The sequence below is a fragment of the Billgrantia sp. NRB1 genome (assembly GCF_056921725.1).
Genome location: NZ_CM167783.1, coordinates 3,722,052 through 3,742,908, shown reverse-complemented (window position 1 = coordinate 3,742,908; position 20,857 = coordinate 3,722,052). Strand labels below are relative to the sequence as shown.

Annotated in this window: 23 protein-coding genes; all 23 read left to right on the top strand. The window is 63.4% G+C overall.

The window, feature by feature from the left end; translation table 11 throughout:
* Positions 1 to 165: 165 nt before the first annotated feature.
* The 23 genes from rpoB (at position 166) to rplF (ending at position 20,855) form a co-directional block, all read left to right on the top strand.
* Positions 166 to 4,242 carry a DNA-directed RNA polymerase subunit beta gene (gene rpoB / locus ACZIYR_RS17070; RefSeq protein WP_483527510.1) on the top strand — a complete coding sequence of 1,359 codons (4,077 nt, stop codon included), beginning with the start codon at positions 166 to 168 and terminating at the stop codon, positions 4,240 to 4,242.
* 11 nt (positions 4,243 to 4,253) lie between these two features.
* Entirely contained in the window at positions 4,254 to 8,474 is a 4,221-nt protein-coding gene (gene rpoC / locus ACZIYR_RS17065; RefSeq protein WP_483527509.1) for a DNA-directed RNA polymerase subunit beta', read from the top strand.
* Positions 8,475 to 8,618: 144 nt separating this feature from the next.
* A complete protein-coding gene (gene rpsL / locus ACZIYR_RS17060; RefSeq protein ID WP_473034931.1) occupies positions 8,619 to 8,993 on the top strand; it encodes a 30S ribosomal protein S12 in 375 nt (124 codons plus the stop codon).
* Positions 8,994 to 9,130: 137 nt separating this feature from the next.
* A complete protein-coding gene (gene rpsG / locus ACZIYR_RS17055) occupies positions 9,131 to 9,601 on the top strand; it encodes a 30S ribosomal protein S7 (protein WP_238978563.1) in 471 nt (156 codons plus the stop codon).
* A gap of 45 nt (positions 9,602 to 9,646) precedes the next feature.
* Positions 9,647 to 11,767: an elongation factor G gene (gene fusA / locus ACZIYR_RS17050; protein WP_483527508.1), complete on the top strand. Its 2,121-nt coding sequence runs from the start codon at positions 9,647 to 9,649 to the stop codon at positions 11,765 to 11,767.
* Between the two features lie 37 nt (positions 11,768 to 11,804).
* Complete coding sequence (gene tuf, locus ACZIYR_RS17045) at positions 11,805 to 12,998, top strand: elongation factor Tu (RefSeq protein WP_483527507.1); 1,194 nt, start codon at positions 11,805 to 11,807, stop codon at positions 12,996 to 12,998.
* A gap of 162 nt (positions 12,999 to 13,160) precedes the next feature.
* A complete protein-coding gene (gene rpsJ / locus ACZIYR_RS17040; protein ID WP_021819602.1) occupies positions 13,161 to 13,472 on the top strand; it encodes a 30S ribosomal protein S10 in 312 nt (103 codons plus the stop codon).
* Between the two features lie 148 nt (positions 13,473 to 13,620).
* Positions 13,621 to 14,259 carry a 50S ribosomal protein L3 gene (gene rplC / locus ACZIYR_RS17035; protein ID WP_473034928.1) on the top strand — a complete coding sequence of 213 codons (639 nt, stop codon included), beginning with the start codon at positions 13,621 to 13,623 and terminating at the stop codon, positions 14,257 to 14,259.
* 13 nt (positions 14,260 to 14,272) lie between these two features.
* Positions 14,273 to 14,878, top strand: coding sequence for a 50S ribosomal protein L4 (gene rplD, locus ACZIYR_RS17030; protein ID WP_473034927.1), 606 nt, complete (start codon positions 14,273 to 14,275; stop codon positions 14,876 to 14,878).
* Positions 14,875 to 15,171, top strand: coding sequence for a 50S ribosomal protein L23 (gene rplW, locus ACZIYR_RS17025; protein WP_473034926.1), 297 nt, complete (start codon positions 14,875 to 14,877; stop codon positions 15,169 to 15,171). Before rplD ends, rplW begins: the two co-directional genes overlap by 4 nt.
* 17 nt (positions 15,172 to 15,188) lie before the next feature.
* The gene (gene rplB, locus ACZIYR_RS17020; RefSeq protein ID WP_483527506.1) at positions 15,189 to 16,019 is read left to right on the top strand and encodes a 50S ribosomal protein L2; all 831 of its coding nucleotides are present in this window, start codon (positions 15,189 to 15,191) and stop codon (positions 16,017 to 16,019) included.
* Positions 16,020 to 16,052: 33 nt separating this feature from the next.
* Entirely contained in the window at positions 16,053 to 16,328 is a 276-nt protein-coding gene (rpsS, locus tag ACZIYR_RS17015; RefSeq protein WP_238978570.1) for a 30S ribosomal protein S19, read from the top strand.
* An 18-nt stretch (positions 16,329 to 16,346) separates the two neighbouring features.
* Positions 16,347 to 16,679, top strand: a complete 333-nt coding sequence (gene rplV, locus ACZIYR_RS17010; protein WP_010626471.1) for a 50S ribosomal protein L22 — start codon at positions 16,347 to 16,349, stop codon at positions 16,677 to 16,679.
* 11 nt (positions 16,680 to 16,690) lie between these two features.
* A complete protein-coding gene (gene rpsC, locus ACZIYR_RS17005) occupies positions 16,691 to 17,389 on the top strand; it encodes a 30S ribosomal protein S3 (protein WP_473034925.1) in 699 nt (232 codons plus the stop codon).
* A gap of 15 nt (positions 17,390 to 17,404) precedes the next feature.
* On the top strand, positions 17,405 to 17,818 hold the full coding sequence (gene rplP / locus ACZIYR_RS17000; protein WP_111413341.1) for a 50S ribosomal protein L16: 414 nt from the start codon (positions 17,405 to 17,407) through the stop codon (positions 17,816 to 17,818).
* Positions 17,818 to 18,009 (top strand): 50S ribosomal protein L29, encoded by a 192-nt coding sequence (gene rpmC / locus ACZIYR_RS16995; RefSeq protein ID WP_238978572.1) that lies wholly within the window; start codon positions 17,818 to 17,820, stop codon positions 18,007 to 18,009. The genes rplP and rpmC overlap by 1 nt, the downstream gene beginning before the upstream one ends.
* Before the next feature lies 1 nt (position 18,010).
* Positions 18,011 to 18,271: a 30S ribosomal protein S17 gene (rpsQ, locus tag ACZIYR_RS16990; RefSeq protein WP_238978630.1), complete on the top strand. Its 261-nt coding sequence runs from the start codon at positions 18,011 to 18,013 to the stop codon at positions 18,269 to 18,271.
* 39 nt (positions 18,272 to 18,310) lie between these two features.
* On the top strand, positions 18,311 to 18,682 hold the full coding sequence (gene rplN / locus ACZIYR_RS16985; RefSeq protein WP_238978573.1) for a 50S ribosomal protein L14: 372 nt from the start codon (positions 18,311 to 18,313) through the stop codon (positions 18,680 to 18,682).
* Between the two features lie 14 nt (positions 18,683 to 18,696).
* Complete coding sequence (rplX, locus tag ACZIYR_RS16980) at positions 18,697 to 19,014, top strand: 50S ribosomal protein L24 (protein ID WP_238978574.1); 318 nt, start codon at positions 18,697 to 18,699, stop codon at positions 19,012 to 19,014.
* A gap of 18 nt (positions 19,015 to 19,032) precedes the next feature.
* Positions 19,033 to 19,572 carry a 50S ribosomal protein L5 gene (gene rplE, locus ACZIYR_RS16975; RefSeq protein WP_473034924.1) on the top strand — a complete coding sequence of 180 codons (540 nt, stop codon included), beginning with the start codon at positions 19,033 to 19,035 and terminating at the stop codon, positions 19,570 to 19,572.
* Between the two features lie 10 nt (positions 19,573 to 19,582).
* Positions 19,583 to 19,888, top strand: a complete 306-nt coding sequence (gene rpsN / locus ACZIYR_RS16970) for a 30S ribosomal protein S14 (RefSeq protein ID WP_473034923.1) — start codon at positions 19,583 to 19,585, stop codon at positions 19,886 to 19,888.
* A gap of 34 nt (positions 19,889 to 19,922) precedes the next feature.
* The gene (rpsH, locus tag ACZIYR_RS16965) at positions 19,923 to 20,315 is read left to right on the top strand and encodes a 30S ribosomal protein S8 (protein ID WP_238978577.1); all 393 of its coding nucleotides are present in this window, start codon (positions 19,923 to 19,925) and stop codon (positions 20,313 to 20,315) included.
* A 9-nt stretch (positions 20,316 to 20,324) separates the two neighbouring features.
* Positions 20,325 to 20,855 carry a 50S ribosomal protein L6 gene (gene rplF, locus ACZIYR_RS16960; RefSeq protein WP_473034922.1) on the top strand — a complete coding sequence of 177 codons (531 nt, stop codon included), beginning with the start codon at positions 20,325 to 20,327 and terminating at the stop codon, positions 20,853 to 20,855.
* Positions 20,856 to 20,857: the final 2 nt, after the last annotated feature.

Below are 20,857 nucleotides of genomic sequence, written 5' to 3'. Positions count from 1 at the left end.
GCCTTTTTCTGTTGCACTAGCGTCTTGCTTACGCAGCGTCGCTAGAAGAATCCCGACGGCGAGCTACCCACAGGGGGCTTGCCGTCAGCGCCTGACAGGGCCGAGCCTGTCGGGTGGCGCCGACCACGCATCGGTCACCCATGGTGAACAAGCTGGGGAATACAGATGGCTTACTCATACACTGAGAAAAAACGCATCCGCAAGGATTTCGGCAAACTGCCCCAAGTGATGGATGTGCCCTACCTGCTGGCGATCCAGCTTGATTCCTATTACGACTTCCTCCAGCAGGACCGTTCGGCCGAGGAGCGTCTCGATATCGGCCTGCACGCGGCCTTCAAGTCTGTGTTCCCAATCGAGAGCTTCTCCGGCAACGCCGCCCTCGAGTACGTCAGCTATCGCTTTGGCACCCCGGCCTTCGACGTCAAGGAGTGTCAGCTGCGCGGCGTGACCTACTCCGCGCCGCTGCGCGTCAAGGTTCGTCTGATCATCTACGATCGTGACTCCTCGAACAAGGCCATCAAGGACATCAAGGAGCAGGAAGTCTACATGGGGGAGATCCCCCTGATGACCGAGAACGGCACCTTCGTGGTCAATGGCACCGAGCGGGTCATCGTCTCCCAGCTTCACCGCTCTCCGGGCGTGTTCTTCGACCATGACAAGGGCAAGAGCCACTCGTCAGGCAAGCTGCTCTATTCGGCCCGGGTGATTCCCTACCGCGGCTCCTGGCTCGACTTCGAGTTCGATCCCAAGGACAGCGTCTTCGTGCGTATCGACCGTCGCCGCAAGCTGCCGGCCACGGTGTTGCTGCGCGCGCTGGGCATGAGCGCCGAGGAGATCCTCGACGAGTTCTTCGAGACCAGCACCTTTCATATCGAGCGCTCCGGCTTCTCCGTGGAGCTGGTGCCGTCGCGCCTGCGCGGCGAGACCGCCACCTTCGACATCAAGGATGGCGAAGGCAACCTGATCGTCGAGGAAGGTCGGCGGATCACTCAGAAGCATATTCGCCAGCTGGAGAAGGCCGGCCTCGAACGCCTCGAGGTGCCGATGGAGTACCTCTACGGCAAGACCCTGGCCAAGGATCAGGTCGACGCCAACACCGGCGAGCTGCTCTGCCCCTGTAATACCGAGATCACCCCCGAGCTGCTCGAGAAGCTGGCCCAGGCGGGTACCACCAGCCTCGAGACCCTCTACACCAACGACCTCGACTGTGGCCCCTTCATCTCCGATACCCTCAAGCTGGATACCACCGGGTCACAGCTCGAGGCGCTGGTCGAGATCTATCGCATGATGCGTCCCGGCGAGCCCCCCACCAAGGAGGCCGCCGAGACGCTGTTCCACAACCTGTTCTTCACCGAGGACCGCTACGACCTCTCCGGCGTCGGCCGCATGAAGTTCAACCGTCGCCTGCGTCGCGACGCCGACACCGGCTCCGGCGTGCTCGACAACCGCGATATCCTCGATGTGCTCAAGGAGCTGATCCATATCCGTAACGGCTTCGGCGAAGTCGACGATATCGATCACCTGGGCAACCGTCGCATCCGCTGCGTCGGTGAGATGGCCGAGAACCAGTTCCGCGTCGGCCTGGTGCGCGTCGAGCGCGCGGTCAAGGAGCGCCTCTCCATGGCCGAGAGCGAGGGCCTGATGCCTCAGGACCTGATCAACGCCAAGCCCGTCGCTGCGGCGGTCAAGGAGTTCTTCGGCTCCAGCCAGCTCTCCCAGTTCATGGATCAGAACAACCCGCTCTCCGAGGTCACCCACAAGCGCCGCGTCTCCGCACTCGGCCCGGGCGGCCTGACCCGCGAGCGGGCCGGGTTCGAGGTGCGCGACGTTCACGCCACTCACTACGGCCGCCTCTGTCCGATCGAGACGCCGGAAGGCCCCAACATCGGCCTGATCAACTCCCTGGCCACCTACAGCCACACCAACAGCTACGGCTTCCTGGAGACGCCGTACCGCAAGGTTGTGGATGCCCAGGTGACCGATGACGTGGTGCATCTCTCCGCCATCGAGGAGGGCGACTTCGTCATCGCCCAGGCCTCGGCTGGCGTCGATGAGAACGGCCGCCTGGTCGATGACCTGGTGCAGGTGCGTCACAAGGGCGAGACCACCTTCATGCGTCCCGAGCAGGTGACCCTGATGGACGTCTCCCCGCGTCAGGTGGTGTCCGTGGCCGCGGCGCTGATTCCGTTCCTCGAGCACGATGACGCCAACCGCGCCCTGATGGGGGCCAACATGCAGCGCCAGGCGGTGCCCACCCTGCGTGCCGACAAGCCGCTGGTCGGCACCGGCATGGAGCGCTTCGTCGCCCGGGACTCCGGCGTCTGCGCCGTGGCGCGTCGCGGCGGGGTGATCGACTCGGTCGACGCCAAGCGCATCGTGGTGCGGATCAACGAGGACGAGATCATCGGCGGCGAGGCCGGCGTCGATATCTACAACCTCACCAAGTATGTGCGGTCCAACCAGAACACCTGCATGAACCAGCGCCCCATCGTGCGCCCCGGTGACGTGGTCGAGCGTGGCGACATCCTCGCCGATGGCCCCTCGGTGGACATGGGCGACCTGGCCCTGGGTCAGAACATGCGCATCGCCTTCATGCCCTGGAACGGCTACAACTTCGAGGACTCCATCCTGCTCTCCGAGCGGGTGGTCCAGGAAGACCGTTTCACCACCATCCACATCCAGGAGCTCACCTGCGTCTCCCGCGACACCAAGCTGGGGCCGGAGGAGATCACCTCCGACATTCCCAACGTGGGGGAATCCGCCCTGGCCAAGCTGGACGAGGCCGGCGTGGTCTACATCGGTGCCGAGGTGGGCCCGGGCGACATCCTGGTGGGCAAGGTCACCCCCAAGGGCGAGACCCAGCTGACCCCGGAAGAGAAGCTGCTGCGGGCGATCTTCGGCGAGAAGGCTTCCGACGTGAAGGACACCTCCCTGCGTGCCCCCACCGGCATGAAGGGCACCGTCATCGACGTCCAGGTCTTCACTCGCGACGGCGTGGAGAAGGATTCCCGGGCGCTCTCCATCGAGCAGATGCAGCTCGACGAGGTGCGCAAGGATCTTCAGGAGACCTACCGGATCGCCGAGGACGCCACCTTCGAGCGCCTCAAGCGCACTCTGGCCGGCCAGCCGGTCAACGGCGGGCCCAAGCTCAAGAAGGATGATCTGCTCTCCGAAAGCTATCTGGAGGAGCTGCCCCGCCAGCAGTGGTTCAAGCTGCGCCTGCAGGACGAGACCCTCAACGAGCTGCTGGCCCAGGCCGACGAGCAGCTGGAGAATCGTCGCAAGGAGATGGAGGAGCGCTTCGAGGACAAGAAGCGCAAGCTGACCCAGGGCGACGACCTGGCGCCGGGCGTGCTGAAGATCGTCAAGGTCTACATGGCGGTCAAGCGCCGCATCCAGCCGGGCGACAAGATGGCCGGTCGTCACGGCAACAAGGGTGTCATCTCGGCGATCATGCCGATCGAGGACATGCCCTTCGACGACAACGGCGAGCCGGTGGACGTGGTGTTGAACCCCTTGGGCGTGCCGTCGCGCATGAACGTCGGTCAGATCCTCGAGACCCACCTGGGCCTGGCGGCGCATGGGCTGGGGATGAAGATCCAGGCCATGCTGCGCGAAGCCCGCGACCAGCAGGTCGCTCAGCTGCGCGACTTCCTCGGCAAGGTCTACAACACCCCGGGCACCCGGGTGGAGGACTTGAGCACCCTGACCGATGACGAAATCATCGCCATGGCCAAGAACCTTCAGCAGGGGGTGCCCATGGCCTCGCCGGTCTTCGACGGCGCCGAGGAGCAGGAGATCAAGCAGTTGCTGCGCCTGGCCGACCTGCCCGACTCCGGTCAGATGACGCTCTACGACGGCCGCAGCGGCGACGCCTTCGACCGCCAGGTCACGGTGGGCTACATGTACATGCTCAAGCTCAACCACCTGGTGGACGACAAGATGCACGCCCGTTCCACCGGCTCCTACTCGCTGGTCACCCAGCAGCCGCTGGGCGGCAAGGCGCAGTTCGGCGGACAGCGCTTCGGCGAGATGGAGGTCTGGGCGCTGGAAGCCTACGGTGCCGCCTACACCCTCCAGGAGATGCTCACGGTGAAGTCCGACGACGTGGAGGGTCGCACCAAGATGTACAAGAGCATCGTCGACGGCGACCACACCATGCATGCCGGCATGCCGGAGTCCTTCAACGTGCTGGTGAAGGAAATCCGTTCGCTGGGCATCGATATCGAGTTAGAGAGCTAGGAGCCGACTCCATGAAAGATTTGGTGAAAGTCCTCAAATCGCAGTCGCAGACCGAAGAGTTCGACGCGATCAAGATCACCCTGGCGTCGCCAGACATGATCCGCTCCTGGTCCTACGGCGAGGTCAAGAAGCCCGAGACCATCAACTACCGCACCTTCAAGCCGGAGCGGGACGGGCTCTTCTGCGCCAAGATCTTCGGCCCGGTGAAGGACTACGAGTGCCTGTGCGGCAAGTACAAGCGCATGAAGCACCGCGGCATCATCTGCGAGAAGTGCGGCGTGGAGGTCACTAAGGCCGCCGTGCGCCGCGAGCGCATGGGCCATATCGAGCTGGCAAGCCCGGTCGCCCATATCTGGTTCCTCAAGTCGCTGCCGTCGCGCATCGGCATGTTCCTGGACATGACCCTGCGCGACATCGAGCGGGTGCTCTATTTCGAGAGCTTCGTGGTCATCGACCCCGGCATGACCACGCTGGAGCGCGGCCAGCTGCTCAACGACGAGCAGTACTTCGAGGCGCTCGAGGAGTTCGGTGACGACTTCGACGCCCGCATGGGTGCCGAGGCGGTCCAGGCGCTGCTCAAGGACATCGACCTCTCCGAGGAGGTCGAGCGCCTGCGCGAGGAGATCCCGCAGACCAACTCCGAGACCAAGATCAAGAAGCTCTCCAAGCGCCTCAAGCTGCTGGAGGCCTTCCTCAACTCCGGTAACGACCCGGCGTGGATGGTCATGGAGGTGCTGCCGGTGTTGCCGCCGGACCTGCGCCCGCTGGTGCCGCTAGACGGCGGACGCTTCGCCACCTCCGACCTCAACGATCTCTATCGTCGGGTGATCAACCGCAACAACCGCTTGAAGCGCCTGCTCGACCTCAACGCGCCGGACATCATCGTGCGCAACGAGAAGCGCATGCTGCAGGAGGCGGTGGACGCGCTGCTGGACAACGGCCGCCGCGGACGTGCCATCACCGGCTCCAACAAGCGTCCCCTGAAGTCCCTGGCCGACATGATCAAGGGCAAGCAGGGGCGCTTCCGTCAGAACCTGCTGGGCAAGCGCGTCGACTACTCCGGCCGCTCGGTGATCACCGTGGGTCCGACCCTGCGCCTGCACCAATGCGGCCTGCCCAAGAAGATGGCGCTGGAGCTGTTCAAGCCGTTCATCTACTCCAAGCTGCAGTCGCTGGGTTACGCCTCCACCATCAAGGCGGCCAAGAAGATGGTCGAGCGCGAGCTGCCCGAGGTGTGGGACATCCTCGCCGATGTCATCCGCGAGCATCCGGTGCTGCTCAACCGCGCCCCGACCCTGCACCGTCTCGGCATCCAGGCCTTCGAGCCGCTGCTGATCGAGGGCAAGGCGATCCAGCTGCACCCGCTGGTCTGCGCCGCCTACAACGCCGACTTCGACGGCGACCAGATGGCGGTGCACGTGCCGCTGACCCTGGAGGCCCAGCTCGAGGCCCGGGCGCTGATGATGGCCACCAACAACGTGCTGTCGCCGGCCAACGGTGAGCCGATCATCGTGCCCTCACAGGACGTGGTGCTGGGGCTCTACTACATGACCCGCGAGCGCATCAACGCCAAGGGCGAGGGCATGGTGTTCGCCGACCTCAACGAGGTGGAGCGCGCCTTCGGTACCCAGCACGTCGATCTGCACGCCCGGGTCAAGGTGCGCCTGACCGAAGTGGTCATCGACGAGGAGAGCGGCGAGCAAAGCATCGTGCGCAACCTCTACGACACCACCGTGGGGCGGGCGCTGCTGTTCCGCATCCTGCCCGACGGCGTGCCCTTCGAGCTGGTCGACCAGCCGATGAAGAAGAAGGCGATCTCCAAGCTGCTCAACGAGGTGTATCGCCGCGCCGGCCTCAAGCCGACGGTGATCTTCGCCGACCAGCTGATGTACACCGGCTTCCGCCTGGCGACCTGGTCCGGCGCCTCCATCGGCGTCAACGACTTCGTCATCCCCGAGGCCAAGGCCGAGATCGTCGATGCGGCCGAGGCCGAGGTCAAGGAGATCGAGGATCAGTTCTCCTCGGGTCTCGTCACCGCTGGCGAGAAGTACAACAAGGTGATCGACATCTGGTCCAAGGCCAACGACAAGGTGGCCAAGGCGATGATGCGCGGGATCGAGAAGGAGACCGTCACCGATCGCGACGGCAACGAGGTCGAGCAGGACTCCTTTAACAGCGTCTTCATCATGGCCGACTCCGGTGCCCGGGGCAGTGCCGCCCAGATCCGCCAGTTGGCGGGCATGCGCGGCCTGATGGCCAAGCCGGACGGTTCGATCATCGAGACGCCGATCGTCGCCAACTTCCGTGAAGGCCTGAACGTCCTGCAGTACTTCATCTCCACCCACGGCGCGCGGAAAGGCCTGGCGGACACGGCACTCAAGACCGCCAACTCCGGCTACCTGACCCGTCGTCTGGTCGACGTGGCCCAGGACATGGTCATCACCGAGACCGACTGCGGCACCGAGCGCGGCCTGACCCTGCACCCGGTGATCGAAGGCGGCGACATCATCGTCTCCCTGGCCCAGCGCGTGCTGGGCCGGGTGGTGGCCCAGGACGTCGTCGACCCGGCCACCGAGGAGGTGCTGATCGAGAAGGGCACGCTGCTCGACGAGGCCTGGTGCGAGCGACTCGACACCATGGGCGTCGACGAGATCGTGGTGCGCAGCGCCATCACCTGTGAATCCGGTCACGGCGTTTGCTCTTCCTGCTACGGCCGGGATCTGGCGCGGGGTCACCAGGTCAACATCGGCGAGGCGGTGGGCGTCATCGCCGCCCAGTCCATCGGTGAGCCGGGCACCCAGCTGACCATGCGGACCTTCCACATCGGCGGCGCCGCTTCGCGGGCCTCCGCGGTGGACAGCGTTCAGGTCAAGCACGGCGGCCGGGTGCGCCTGCACAACATGAAGTTCGTGGAGCGCGCCGACGGCAAGCTGGTGGTGGTGTCGCGCTCCAGCGCCCTGGCCGTCGCCGACGATCACGGCCGCGAGCGCGAGTACTATAAGCTGCCCTACGGTGCCGAGCTTTCGGTCAAGGACGGCGACGCCGTCGATGCCGGCCAGGCCGTGGCCAAGTGGGACCCGCACACTCACCCGATCATCGCCGAAGTCGAGGGTCAGGTGCAGTACACCGACATGGATGAGGGTGTCACCATCCACCGCAGCGTGGACGAGATGACCGGTCTCTCCTCCATCGAGGTGATCGAGTCGGCGGCGCGGCCCCAGGCCGGCCGCGACAAGCGCCCGATGGTCATGCTGACCGACGCGGCCGGCGAGCCGGTCTGCGTGTCGGGCTCCAACACCCCGGTGCAGTACCTGCTGCCCGGCAAGGCCATCGTCTCGGTCGATAACGGCACCCAGATCGGGGTCGGCGAGATCGTGGCGCGGATTCCGGTGGAGGCGTCCGGCAACAAGGACATCACCGGGGGTCTGCCCCGGGTGGCGGACCTCTTCGAGGCACGCAAGCCCAAGGAGCCGGCGATCCTGGCCGAGATCAGCGGCGTGATCAGCTTCGGCAAGGAGACCAAGGGCAAGCGCCGCCTGGCCATCACTCCGACCGACGGCGGCGATCCCTTCGAGATGCTGATCCCCAAGTGGCGTCAGATCGCGGTGTTCGAAGGCGAGACCGTGGAGAAGGGCGAGGTGATCTCCGACGGCCCGAGCAACCCGCATGATATCTTGCGCCTGCTGGGCGTGGCGGAGCTGGCCAAGTACATCACTGCCGAGATCCAGGAGGTCTACCGCCTCCAAGGCGTGGGCATCAACGACAAGCACATCGAAGTGATCGTGCGTCAGATGCTGCGCAAGGTAGAGGTGACCGACGCCGGTGACTCCGACTTCATCCCCGGCGACCAGGTGGAGCTGGTGCGGGTGCTGGAGCAGAACGCGCGCCTGGAGAAGGACGAGAAGTTCCCGGCTCGCTACCAGCGTGTGCTGCTGGGCATCACCAAGGCCAGCCTGGCCACCGAGTCGTTCATCTCCGCGGCCTCCTTCCAGGAGACGACCCGGGTGCTGACCGAGGCGGCGGTCACCGGCAAGCGCGACTACCTGCGCGGCCTCAAGGAGAACGTGGTGGTGGGTCGCCTGATCCCGGCCGGGACCGGCCTGGCCCATCACCAGGAGCGTCGCCGCAAGCGCGAGGACAGCGAGCGGCTGCTTCACCCGTCGGCCTTCGACGTCGAGCAGGAGCTGGGCGCTCAGCTCACCGCGCTAGACTCGGACGACGACGACCTGTAGACCGCGTGCCGCGTCAGGCAGGGGCCACGTGCCCCGGCTTGACGCCGGGGCACGTGAGACATTAGAATGCGCAGCCTTTAACAGTGGGGTGGGTACGCCCGCGCCCGCTGCAAGGCAAGGCAACCACTGGAGTCAGCTACCAATATGGCAACGATCAATCAGCTCGTGCGCAAGCCGCGCAAGCGCCCCGCCGCCAAGAGCGACGTGCCGGCGCTGCAGGCCTGCCCGCAGAAGCGCGGCGTCTGCACCCGCGTCTACACTACCACCCCGAAGAAGCCGAACTCGGCCCTGCGTAAGGTCTGCCGCGTGCGCTTGACCAACGGCTTCGAGGTTTCCTCCTACATCGGCGGTGAAGGTCACAACCTTCAGGAACACTCCGTGGTCCTGATCCGCGGCGGCCGTGTCAAGGACTTGCCGGGTGTGCGCTACCACACCGTGCGCGGTGCCCTGGATACCTCCGGCGTGCAGAACCGTAAGCAGGGCCGTTCCAAGTACGGCACCAAGCGTCCCAAGGCCTGATCGGCCCGGACGTTCGTATCCACCGTTTTTTGATATCGGTCTGATAAGAGTAAGGCCGGACGGCGTCAGCGCAGCGTGAGTCGCGTAATGGCGTGAGTGCCGGGTTTGCCTGAAAGACCCTTCACAGAGGGCTTGTCATGCCTAGAAGAAGAGTTGTAGCCAAGCGCGAGATTCTGCCGGATCCCAAGTTCGGAAGTGAGCGTCTGGCGAAGTTCATGAACCACCTGATGGTCAGCGGCAAGAAGTCCACAGCTGAGCGCATCGTCTACGGTGCGCTGGACACGGTTGCCGAGCGCAGTAAAGAAGAGCCGCTGGAGATCTTCGACAAGGCGCTGGAAGCCATTCAGCCCATGGTCGAGGTCAAGTCCCGCCGCGTCGGCGGTGCGACCTATCAGGTGCCCGTGGAAGTTCGCCCCTCGCGCCGCCAGGCGCTGGCCATGCGCTGGCTGGTAGACGCCGCCCGCAAGCGTGGCGAGAAGACCATGGTGCAGCGTCTCGCAGGCGAAATGCTCGATGCCTCCGAAGGCAAGGGCTCCGCTGTCAAGAAGCGTGAAGACGTGCATCGCATGGCAGAAGCCAACAAGGCCTTCTCTCACTACCGCTTCTAAGCGCAGCGCCGCTAAGCGCATCGCCAACCAACGGGGAGTTCCACCGTGGCTCGCAAGACTCCACTCAACCGCTATCGTAATATCGGGATCGTCGCCCACGTCGATGCCGGCAAGACCACCACGACCGAGCGCGTGCTGTTCTATACCGGCATCAACCACAAGCTGGGCGAGACCCATGAAGGTGCCTCCACCACCGACTGGATGGAGCAGGAGCAGGAGCGGGGTATCACCATTACCTCCGCTGCCGTGACCACCTTCTGGAAGGGCATGAACCGCCAGTTCGATGAGCACCGCATCAACATCATCGACACGCCGGGGCACGTCGACTTCACCATTGAGGTGGAGCGTTCGCTGCGGGTGCTCGACGGTGCCGTGGTGGTGCTGTGCGGCTCCTCCGGCGTACAGCCGCAGACCGAGACCGTCTGGCGTCAGGCCAACAAGTACGAAGTGCCGCGCATGGTGTTCGTCAACAAGATGGACCGCACCGGCGCCGACTACTTCATGGTGGTCGACCAGCTCAAGGAGCGTCTCGGCGCCAACGCCGTTCCGATCCAGATCAACTGGGGTACCGAGGAAGACTTCAAGGGCGTCATCGACCTGCTCGAGATGAAGGCGATCCTGTGGAACGAAGCGGATCTGGGTGCGACCTACGACCTGGTCGATATCCCCGCCGAGCTTCAGGAAACCGCCGCGAAGTATCGCGAGGAGATGATCGAGGCGGCTGCCGAGGCCTCCGAAGAGCTGATGGACAAGTACCTGGAAGGCGGCGAGCTGACCAAGGAAGAGATCAAGGCCGGCCTGCGTCGCCGCACCCTGGACAACGAGATCGTGCTGGTCACTTGCGGTTCGGCGTTCAAGAATAAGGGCGTGCAGGCGGTGCTGGATGCCGTAGTCGAGTACCTGCCGTCGCCCACCGAGGTCAAGGCCATCGAGGGTGAGCTGGACGACAAGGATGGCACCATCGCCACCCGCGAAGCGGACGACAAGGCGCCTTTCGCCGCCCTGGCGTTCAAGATCGCCACCGATCCCTTTGTCGGCACCCTGACCTTCATCCGCGTCTACTCAGGCGTGCTCAACTCCGGCGATAGCGTCTTCAACTCCGTGAAGAGCAAGAAGGAGCGCGTAGGTCGTATCGTTCAGATGCACGCCAACTCCCGCGAAGAGATCAAGGAAGTTCGCGCCGGTGACATCGCCGCCTGCATCGGCCTCAAGGACGTCACCACCGGTGACACCCTGTGCGATCTGGAGAGCAAGATCGTCCTCGAGCGCATGGAGTTCCCGGACCCGGTGATCTCCGTGGCCGTGGAGCCGAAGTCCAAGGCCGACCAGGAGAAGATGGGCGTGGCCCTGGGTAAGCTGGCTCAGGAGGATCCCTCCTTCCAGGTCAAGACCGACGAGGAGACCGGCCAGACCATCATCTCCGGGATGGGTGAGCTGCACCTGGACATCATCGTCGACCGCATGCGTCGCGAGTTCAAGGTCGAGGCCAACATCGGCAAGCCGCAGGTGGCCTACCGCGAAACCATCCGCGGCAGCGTGGAGCAGGAAGGCAAGTTCGTTCGCCAGTCCGGCGGTCGCGGCCAGTATGGCCACGTCTGGCTGCGCATCGAGCCGCTCACCGACGCGGACAAGGGCGAAGACGAAGAGATGCACTTCAAGTTCGCCTCCGAGATCGTTGGCGGCGTCGTGCCCAAGGAGTACGTGGGCGCCGTCGAGAAAGGGGCCTTTGAACAGCTGCAGAACGGTGTCATCGCGGGCTACCCGATGATCGACGTCAAAGTTACGCTGTACGATGGTTCCTACCATGACGTGGACTCTAACGAGAACGCGTTCAAGGTCGCCTCTTCCATGGCAGTCAAGGAAGGTGCCAGGAAGGCAAAGGCCGTGCTGCTGGAGCCGATGATGAAGGTCGAGGTCGTGACCCCCGAGGACTTCATGGGTGACGTCATGGGCGACCTGAACCGTCGTCGCGGTCTGGTGCAGGGCATGGATGACACTTCTTCCGGTAAGGTCATCCGCGCAATGGTGCCGCTGGGCGAGATGTTCGGTTACGCCACCGATCTGCGCTCTCAGACCCAGGGCCGTGCGAGCTACTCCATGGAGTTCGCGAAGTACGACGAGGCGCCCTCCAGCGTCGTTGAAGCCGTCATCAACCAGAAAGGTTAATCGGTTAACCGTTAGCTAACGTAAAGAGGTTATCGAAGTGGCTAAGGAAAAATTTGAACGTTCCAAACCGCACGTCAACGTCGGCACCATCGGTCACGTCGACCACGGCAAGACCACTCTGACTGCGGCCCTGACCCGCGTCTCTGCCGAGGTGTTCGGTGGCGACTGGCGCGAGTTCGACACCATCGACAACGCCCCGGAAGAGCGTGAGCGCGGTATCACCATCGCCACCTCTCACGTCGAGTATCAGTCCGAAGAGCGCCACTACGCGCACGTCGACTGCCCGGGTCACGCCGACTACGTGAAGAACATGATCACCGGTGCTGCCCAGATGGACGGCGCTATCCTGGTCTGCTCCGCCGCCGACGGCCCCATGCCGCAGACCCGCGAGCACATCCTGCTGTCTCGTCAGGTTGGCGTTCCGTACATCGTCGTGTTCCTGAACAAGGCAGACATGGTCGACGACGAGGAGCTGCTCGAGCTGGTCGAGATGGAAGTGCGTGAGCTCCTCAACGAGTACGACTTTCCGGGCGACGATACCCCGATCATCACCGGCTCCGCCCTGATGGCGCTGGAAGGCAAGGACGACAACGGCATGGGCACCACCGCCGTTGCCAACCTGATCAAGGCCCTGGACGAGTACATCCCCGAGCCGGAGCGCGCCATCGATCAGCCGTTCCTGATGCCGATCGAGGACGTCTTCTCCATCTCCGGTCGCGGCACCGTGGTCACCGGTCGTATCGAGCGCGGCATCATCAAGGCCGGCGAAGAGATCGAGATCGTCGGCATCAAGGACACCACCAAGACCGTGGTGACCGGTGTCGAGATGTTCCGCAAGCTGCTCGACGAAGGGCGTGCCGGTGAGAACGTCGGCGCCCTGCTGCGCGGCACCAAGCGTGACGAAGTCGAGCGTGGCCAGGTCCTGGCCAAGCCGGGCACCATCACCCCGCACACCATCTTCGAAGCCGAGGTGTACGTGCTGTCCAAGGAAGAGGGTGGTCGTCACACGCCGTTCTTCAAGGGCTACCGTCCGCAGTTCTATTTCCGTACCACCGACGTGACCGGTACCTGTGAGCTGCCGGAAGGCGTCGAGATGGTCATGCCGGGCGACAACGTCAAGATGGTCGTCACCCTGATCGCTCCGATCGCCATGGACGAAGGTCTGCGCTTCGCCATCCGCGAAGGCGGTCGTACCGTCGGCGCCGGCGTCGTGGCCAAGATCGTTCAGTAAGCGACCGGCTGCTGATTGATCGAAGGGGGCTCCGCGAGGGGCCCCCTTTCTGCGCAGCGCGACGAGTGTTTGACACTCGGTTGCGCCGCGCCTATAATGCGCATCCTTTAAATGCGTGGGTAGACGGCTCGCGCCGTCGACATCCATTGGAGTTTAGGGCAAATGCAGAACCAGAAGATTCGCATTCGGTTGAAGGCCTTCGACCATCGCCTGATCGACCAGTCCGCCGCGGAGATCGTCGAGACCGCGAAGCGTACCGGTGCTCAGGTGCGCGGTCCGATCCCGCTGCCGACCAACCGTGAGCGCTACACCGTGCTGATCTCGCCGCACGTCAATAAAGACGCGCGCGACCAGTATGAGATCCGCACTCACAAGCGCGTGCTCGATATCGTCGAGCCGACCGAAAAGACCGTTGATGCCCTGATGAAGCTCGACCTCGCCGCCGGCGTGGACGTGCAGATCAAGCTCGACTGATAACACTAGACACCCGCGGCCCAGCGCTCGTCGCCAGCGTTCGAGCAGCAGCCGCCGCGCCGTGAGGCGCCACACAACGTGCTAGTGGAATGCTCTGGAAAGGGCAGCCATAGCGGGTGATAGCCCCGTACACTATAGGAGACTGAGAATGACTATCGGTTTAGTCGGTAGGAAGGCCGGAATGACCCGTGTCTTCACCGAAGATGGCGCATCCGTGCCCGTGACCGTGATCGAGGTTGATCCCAATCGCGTAACCCGCGTCAAGACCGTTGAGTCTGACGGCTACGCCGCGATTCAGGTGACAACCGGCTCTCGCAAGGCCAAGCACCTCACCAAAGCCCAGGCGGGTCAGTACGCCAAGGCGGGTGTCGAGGCCGGTCGTTCGCTGATGGAGTTTCGCCTGGAAGAGGGCGCTGAGGCTCCGGAAGTGGGCGGCGAACTCACCGTATCCCTCTTCGAAGCTGGCCAGATGGTCGATGTGGCCGGCACCTCCAAGGGCAAGGGTTTCCAGGGCGCCGTCAAGCGCTGGAACTTCCGCACCCAGGACAACAGCCACGGTAACTCCCTGTCGCACCGCGCGCCGGGCTCCATCGGCATGTGTCAGACCCCGGGTCGCGTCTTCAAGGGCAAGAAAATGGCCGGTCAGATGGGCAATGTCCGCTGCACCGTGCAGAGCCTGGAAGTCGTCCGTGTCGACGCCGAACGCAACCTGCTGCTGATCAAGGGTGCCGTGCCCGGTGCCACCGGCAGCGACGTCATCGTGCGCAGCGCCGTCAAAGCTGGCTGAAGGGGATAAACCGATGAATCTGAATCTTGCTGCAGGCGCGGGTACCGTCGAAGTGTCCGACGCCACCTTTGGCAAAGAATTCAACGAGGCGCTGGTCCACCAGGTCGTCACCGCCTACCTGGCCGGTGGTCGTCAGGGCACCCGCGCTCAGAAGACCCGTTCCGAAGTGCGCGGCGGCGGCAAGAAGCCGTGGCGTCAGAAGGGCACCGGTCGTGCCCGTGCCGGCACCATCCGCTCGCCGCTGTGGCGCAGCGGCGGCGTGACCTTCGCGGCCCGTCCGCAGGACTACACCCAGAAGGTCAACCGCAAGATGTACCGCGCGGCCATGCGCGCCATCCTGTCCGAGCTGGTGCGTCAAGAGCGCCTGGTGGCCGTCGATGCGATCAGCGTCGATGCGCCCAAGACCAAGCAGCTGGTGGCGAAGCTCGAGGAGCTGGGCCTGGAGAAGGCGCTGATCGTGACCGAAGAGGTCGACGAGAAGCTCTATCTGGCCGCCCGCAACATCCCCAACGTGGATGTGGTGGACGTCGCTGCCGCCGATCCGGTGAGCCTGATCGCCTTCGACAAGGTGCTGGTCACCGTCTCCGCCCTGCGTAAATTCGAGGAGAAGCTGGCATGAACCAGGAGCGCGTATTCAAGGTTCTGCTTGGTCCCCATGTGACCGAGAAGGCCGCTTTCGCCGCCGAGCGCAACCAGTATGTGTTCAAGGTGGCCAGCGACGCGACCAAGCCCGAGATCAAGCAGGCCGTTCAGGCGCTGTTCGGCAAGAAGGTCGATCGCGTCCAGGTGCTGAACATGAAGGGCAAGACCAAGCGCACCGCGCACGGTCTGGGCCGCCGCCAGGGCTACCGCAAGGCTTACGTGACCCTGGCCGCTGGTGAGACGCTCGAAGACTTCACTGGCGCCGAATAAGGGCAGGAGTACGGATCATGGCAATCGTCAAGACTAAACCCACATCCGCCGGTCGTCGCCACCTGGTCAAGGTCGTCAGCGAAGATCTGCACAAGGGTAAGCCCTATGCGCCCCTGCTGGAAAAGCAGTCGCGCAGCGGCGGACGCAACAACAACGGTCGCATCACCACCCGCCACGTGGGCGGTGGTCACCGTCAGCACTACCGGGTCATCGACTTCAAGCGCACCAAGGATGGCGTTCCCGCCGTCGTCGAGCGCCTGGAGTACGATCCCAACCGCAGCGCCCACATCGCGCTGCTGAAGTACCTGGACGGCGAGCGTCGCTATGTCATCGCGCCCAAGGGCGTGAAGACTGGCGACCGCCTCGAGTCCGGCGTCAACGCAGCCATCAAGAAGGGCAACACCCTGCCGCTGCGTAACATCCCGCTGGGTTCCACCGTGCACTGCATCGAACTGAAGCCCGGCAAGGGCGCTCAGATTGCCCGCAGCGCCGGCACCAGCGCCCAGCTGGTCGCCCGTGAAGGCAACTATGCCACCCTGCGTCTGCGCTCCGGCGAAATGCGCAAGGTGCTGGCCGAGTGCCGCGCGACCCTGGGGGAAGTGAGCAACTCCGAGCACAGCCTGCGTCAACTTGGCAAGGCCGGTGCGAAGCGCTGGAGAGGCGTGCGTCCGACCGTTCGCGGCGTGGCCATGAACCCGGTTGATCACCCGCACGGCGGCGGCGAAGGCCGCACCAGCGGCGGTCGTCATCCGGTGTCCCCGTGGGGCGTTCCCACCAAGGGCCACAAGACGCGCAAGAACAAGCGCACCGACAAGCTCATCATCCGTCGCCGCAAGGCACGGGGCTGAGACCATACGCCAAGACATTAAGAGGTAACGGCTGTGCCACGTTCACTGAAGAAAGGTCCTTTCATTGACCTTCATCTGCTGAAGAAGGTTGAGGCTGCAGTGGAGAAGGGCGATCGCAAGCCGATCAAGACCTGGTCGCGTCGCTCCATGATCCTGCCCAACATGGTCGGGCTCACCATTGCAGTCCATAACGGTCGCCAACACGTCCCGGTGCACGTCTCCGAGGAAATGGTTGGCCACAAGCTGGGCGAATTCGCTGCCACCCGCACCTATCGCGGTCATGCGGCGGACAAGAAAGCCAAACGGTAAGCCAGAGAGGATTGAGAGATGGAAGTCACAGCTAAGCTGCGTGGCGCTCGTTTATCCGCCCAGAAGGCCCGTTTGGTGGCTGACCAGGTGCGCGGTAAGCCGGTCGCCGAAGCGCTCGACCTGCTGACCTTCTCACCGAAGAAGGCTGCCAAGCTGGTCAAGAAAGTGCTGCAGTCCGCCATCGCGAACGCGGAAGAAAACAACGGCATGGATATCGACGAGCTGCGTGTCTCGACCATCTGCGTCGATGAGGGCATGACGCTCAAGCGTATCAAGCCGCGCGCCAAGGGCCGTGCGGATCGTATCTTGAAGCGCACCTGCCACATCACCGTCAAGGTAGCCGAGAAGTAGGAGTCGACCAGATGGGTCAGAAAGTACATCCGACAGGTATTCGGCTGGGTATCGTCAAGGATCACACCTCGGTGTGGTACGCCGAGCGCGGTGCCTACGCCGACAAGCTGAACAACGATCTCGAGGTGCGTCGCTTCCTGGAAGAGCGTTTGAAGAACGCCTCCGTGAGCCACATCCACATCGAGCGTCCGGCCAACAACGCCCGCATCACCATTCACACCGCCCGTCCGGGCATCGTGATCGGTAAGAAGGGCGAGGACGTCGATCGCCTGCGTCGCGACATCACCGCCATGATGGGCGTGCCCGTGCACGTCAATATCGAGGAAGTGCGCAAGCCGGAACTCGACGCCAGGCTCGTCGCGCAGAACATCGCCGGCCAGCTCGAGCGCCGCGTGATGTTCCGTCGCGCCATGAAGCGTTCCGTACAGAACGCCATGCGCCTGGGCGCCGGCGGCATCAAGGTGATGCTCTCCGGTCGTCTCGGTGGCGCCGAAATCGCCCGTACCGAGTGGTACCGGGAAGGTCGCGTGCCGCTGCACACCCTGCGTGCGGACATCGACTACGCCACCTACGAAGCCAAGACCACCTACGGCATCATCGGTGTCAAGGTCTGGGTCTTCAAGGGTGAAATCCTCGGGGGCATCGAAGAGGTCCGCGCCAAGGCGAAACAGCAGCCTGCCGCGCCCTCCAAGAAGAAAGGTTCCAGGTAAGGGGAGAGCGAGTCGATGTTACAACCCAAGCGCATGAAATTCCGCAAGATGCAGAAGGGCCGCAACCGTGGCCTGGCACATCGCGGAAGCAAGATCAGCTTCGGGGAATACGGCCTGAAGGCTACCGGTCGCGGCCGCATCACGGCCCGCCAGATCGAGGCCGGCCGTCGTGCGATCACCCGTCACGTCAAGCGTGGCGGCAAGATCTGGATCCGCGTCTTCCCCGACAAGCCGATTTCCAAGAAGCCGCTCGAAGTTCGTATGGGCAAGGGCAAGGGCTCCGTCGAGTACTGGGTCGCACAGATCCAGCCGGGCCGGGTCCTCTATGAAATCGAAGGTGTCTCCGAAGAGCTGGCCCGCGAGGCCTTCTCCCTGGCGGCCCAGAAGATGCCCGTATCCACCACCTTTGTGAAACGGACGGTGATGTGATGAACGCCCAGGAAATTCGTGAAAAGTCTGTCGAAGAGCTCAACGAGCAGCTTTTCGAACTCCTCCGCGAGCAGTTCAACCTGCGCATGCAGAAGGCCACCGGCCAGCTGAGCCAGACACACCTGCTCAAGCAGGTTCGTCGGGACATCGCCCGGGTGAAGACTGTGCTCAACGAGAAGGCAGGTGACTGAGATGGCCGAAGAGAAGAAATCCCGTACGCTCACCGGCAAGGTGGTGAGCGACAAGATGGAAAAGTCCATCGTCGTGATGATCGAGCGCCGCGAGCGTCACCCGATCTACGGCAAGTACGTTAAGCGCTCCACCAAGCTGCACGCCCATGACGAGGCGAACCAGGCCAAGGTCGGCGATACGGTCTCCATTCAGGAGTGTCGTCCGCTGTCCCGCAAGAAGGCTTGGGCGCTGGTCGAGGTGATCGAGCAGGCCAAGGGCTGAGCTCGGCGAGAGCAGTCAGATTAGGTTTGGAGAAAACCGATGATTCAGACTCAGACAATGCTGGATGTCGCCGACAACAGCGGAGCGCGCCGGGTGCAGTGCATCAAGGTGCTGGGCGGTTCACATCGCCGCTACGCTCGCGTGGGTGACATCATCAAGGTCACGGTGAAGGAAGCCATTCCGCGTGGCAAGGTCAAGAAAGGCCAGGTCCTCAAGGCGGTAGTGGTTCGCACCCGCAGCGGTGTCCGTCGTTCCGACGGCTCGCTGATCCGCTTCGACGGAAATGCGGCGGTTCTGTTGAACAACACCAACGAACAGCCGATCGGTACCCGTATTTTCGGGCCGGTGACCCGTGAGCTTCGCAACGAGAAGTTCATGAAGATCATTTCCCTGGCGCCGGAAGTGCTGTAAGGAGCGAGGCGGATATGCAAAAGATCAAACGTGACGATGAAGTGATCGTCATCGCCGGCAAGGACAAGGGCAAGCGCGGCACTGTCAAGCGCGTCCTCAAGGACGAACGCTTCGTCGTGTCCGGTGTGAACATGATCAAGCGTCACACCAAGCCCAACCCTATGGCGGGCAAGCAGGGCGGTATCGTCGAGCGCGAGGCTCCGATTCACGCGTCCAACGTGGCGATCTTCAACTCGGAGACCGGTAAGGCGGATCGCGTCGGCTTCCAGGTTAAGGAAGACGGTACCAAGGTACGCATCTACAAGTCGACGCAGACGCGGATCGACGCCTAACGCGAGTCGGGTAGCAAAATGGCGAACTTGAAAGAACGTTATCAGAACGAGGTGGTGGCTAAGCTCAAAGAGCAGTTCAGCTACGCCAACGTGATGCAGGTGCCGCGGATCACCAAGGTGACCCTCAACATGGGCATCGGCGACGCGACCAGCGACAAGAAGCTGATCGAGAATGCCATCGGCGACCTGGAGAAGCTCTCCGGTCAGAAGCCGGTGGTGACCAAGGCGCGCAAGTCCATCGCGGGCTTCAAGGTACGCGAAGGTTGGCCCATCGGCATCAAGGTGACCCTGCGCAGCGAGCGCATGTGGGAGTTCCTTGATCGCCTGGTCAACATCGCGATTCCCCGCGTGCGTGACTTCCGTGGTCTCAACCCGAAGTCCTTCGACGGTCGCGGCAACTACTCCATGGGGGTGCGTGAGCAGATCATCTTCCCGGAGATCGAGTATGATAAGATCGACCGGATTCGTGGTCTGGATGTCACTATCACCACCACCGCCAACACCGATGAGGAAGGTCGTGCGCTGCTGAGCGCGCTGAACTTCCCGTTCAAGAAATAAGGGTGGGATCATGGCAAAGAAAAGCATGGTAGAGCGTGAGCTGAAGCGCACCAAGCTGGTCCAGAAGTACGCGGCCAAGCGCGCCCAGCTCAAGGCAATCATCCAGGACGTGAACGCTTCCGACGAAGAGCGCTTCGAGGCAACGCTGAAGCTGCAGCAGCTGCCGCGCGACTCGAGCCCGGTGCGCCAGCGCAATCGCTGCCGCGTGACCGGCCGTCCGCACGGTTTCTACAACAAGTTCGGCCTCGGTCGTAACAAGCTGCGTGAAGCCGCCATGCGTGGCGAGGTCCCTGGGCTGAAGAAGTCCAGCTGGTAAGCCGCCACGTAGAATCATCAGGAGCGCAACGTAAATGAGCATGCAAGACACTCTGGCGGATATGTTTACCCGTATCCGCAATGCGCAGATGGCCACCAAGGAGACGGTCACCATGCCGTCTTCCAAGCTGAAGGTCGAGGTGGCCCGCGTATTGAAGGACGAGGGCTTCATCACCGAATTCGCGGTGGACGAAGGCGCCAAGCCCGAGCTGACCGTGACCCTCAAGTACTTCGAGGGCAAGCCGGTCATCGAGCACCTGCAGCGGGTCTCCAAGCCGTCCCTGCGCCAGTACAAGGGCAAGGATTCGCTGCCCAAGGTGGCCGACGGTCTGGGTATCGCGATCGTCACCACCTCCAAGGGCGTGATGACCGACCGTGCCGCCCGCCAGGCCGGCGTCGGTGGCGAAGTCATCTGCACCGTATTCTAGGAGTTTGGAATGTCCCGCGTAGCCAAATATCCGGTTAAAGTGCCCGCTGGCGTCGAGATCAAGCTCGACGGTGACCAGCTGACCGTCAAGGGCGGTCAGGGCACGCTGTCCATGACCGTCCACCAGGACGTGGTCGTCGGCCAGGAAGAGGGTCAGCTGACCTTCAATCCGAGCGAGACCGCCAAGTCCTGGGCGATGGCCGGCACTACTCGTGCTCTGGTCCAGAACCTGGTCACCGGCGCCTCCGAGGGCTTCACCAAGACCCTCGAAATCAACGGCGTCGGCTACCGTGCCCAGGCCAAGGGCCAGACGCTCAATCTGTCACTGGGCTTCTCGCACCCGGTCGAGTACTCCCTGCCTGAGGGTGTCGCGGTGGAAACACCGAAGAACACCGTCATCGTGCTGAAGAGCGCGGACAAGCAGAAACTCGGTCAGGTCGCCGCGGAAATCCGCGCCTTCCGTCCGCCCGAGCCCTACAAGGGCAAGGGGATTCGGTACGCCGACGAGCAGGTGCGTCGCAAAGAAGCCAAGAAGAAGTAAGG

Coding starts and splice junctions, on each gene's coding strand:
- rpoB (WP_483527510.1), top strand. CDS start 166: ATGGCTTACTCATACACTGAGAAAAAACGCATCCGCAAGGATTTCGGC.
- rpoC (WP_483527509.1), top strand. CDS start 4,254: ATGAAAGATTTGGTGAAAGTCCTCAAATCGCAGTCGCAGACCGAAGAG.
- rpsL (WP_473034931.1), top strand. CDS start 8,619: ATGGCAACGATCAATCAGCTCGTGCGCAAGCCGCGCAAGCGCCCCGCC.
- rpsG (WP_238978563.1), top strand. CDS start 9,131: ATGCCTAGAAGAAGAGTTGTAGCCAAGCGCGAGATTCTGCCGGATCCC.
- rpsJ (WP_021819602.1), top strand. CDS start 13,161: ATGCAGAACCAGAAGATTCGCATTCGGTTGAAGGCCTTCGACCATCGC.
- rplC (WP_473034928.1), top strand. CDS start 13,621: ATGACTATCGGTTTAGTCGGTAGGAAGGCCGGAATGACCCGTGTCTTC.
- rplD (WP_473034927.1), top strand. CDS start 14,273: ATGAATCTGAATCTTGCTGCAGGCGCGGGTACCGTCGAAGTGTCCGAC.
- rplW (WP_473034926.1), top strand. CDS start 14,875: ATGAACCAGGAGCGCGTATTCAAGGTTCTGCTTGGTCCCCATGTGACC.
- rplB (WP_483527506.1), top strand. CDS start 15,189: ATGGCAATCGTCAAGACTAAACCCACATCCGCCGGTCGTCGCCACCTG.
- rplV (WP_010626471.1), top strand. CDS start 16,347: ATGGAAGTCACAGCTAAGCTGCGTGGCGCTCGTTTATCCGCCCAGAAG.
- rpsC (WP_473034925.1), top strand. CDS start 16,691: ATGGGTCAGAAAGTACATCCGACAGGTATTCGGCTGGGTATCGTCAAG.
- rplP (WP_111413341.1), top strand. CDS start 17,405: ATGTTACAACCCAAGCGCATGAAATTCCGCAAGATGCAGAAGGGCCGC.
- rpmC (WP_238978572.1), top strand. CDS start 17,818: ATGAACGCCCAGGAAATTCGTGAAAAGTCTGTCGAAGAGCTCAACGAG.
- rpsQ (WP_238978630.1), top strand. CDS start 18,011: ATGGCCGAAGAGAAGAAATCCCGTACGCTCACCGGCAAGGTGGTGAGC.
- rplN (WP_238978573.1), top strand. CDS start 18,311: ATGATTCAGACTCAGACAATGCTGGATGTCGCCGACAACAGCGGAGCG.
- rplX (WP_238978574.1), top strand. CDS start 18,697: ATGCAAAAGATCAAACGTGACGATGAAGTGATCGTCATCGCCGGCAAG.
- rplE (WP_473034924.1), top strand. CDS start 19,033: ATGGCGAACTTGAAAGAACGTTATCAGAACGAGGTGGTGGCTAAGCTC.
- rpsN (WP_473034923.1), top strand. CDS start 19,583: ATGGCAAAGAAAAGCATGGTAGAGCGTGAGCTGAAGCGCACCAAGCTG.
- rpsH (WP_238978577.1), top strand. CDS start 19,923: ATGAGCATGCAAGACACTCTGGCGGATATGTTTACCCGTATCCGCAAT.
- rplF (WP_473034922.1), top strand. CDS start 20,325: ATGTCCCGCGTAGCCAAATATCCGGTTAAAGTGCCCGCTGGCGTCGAG.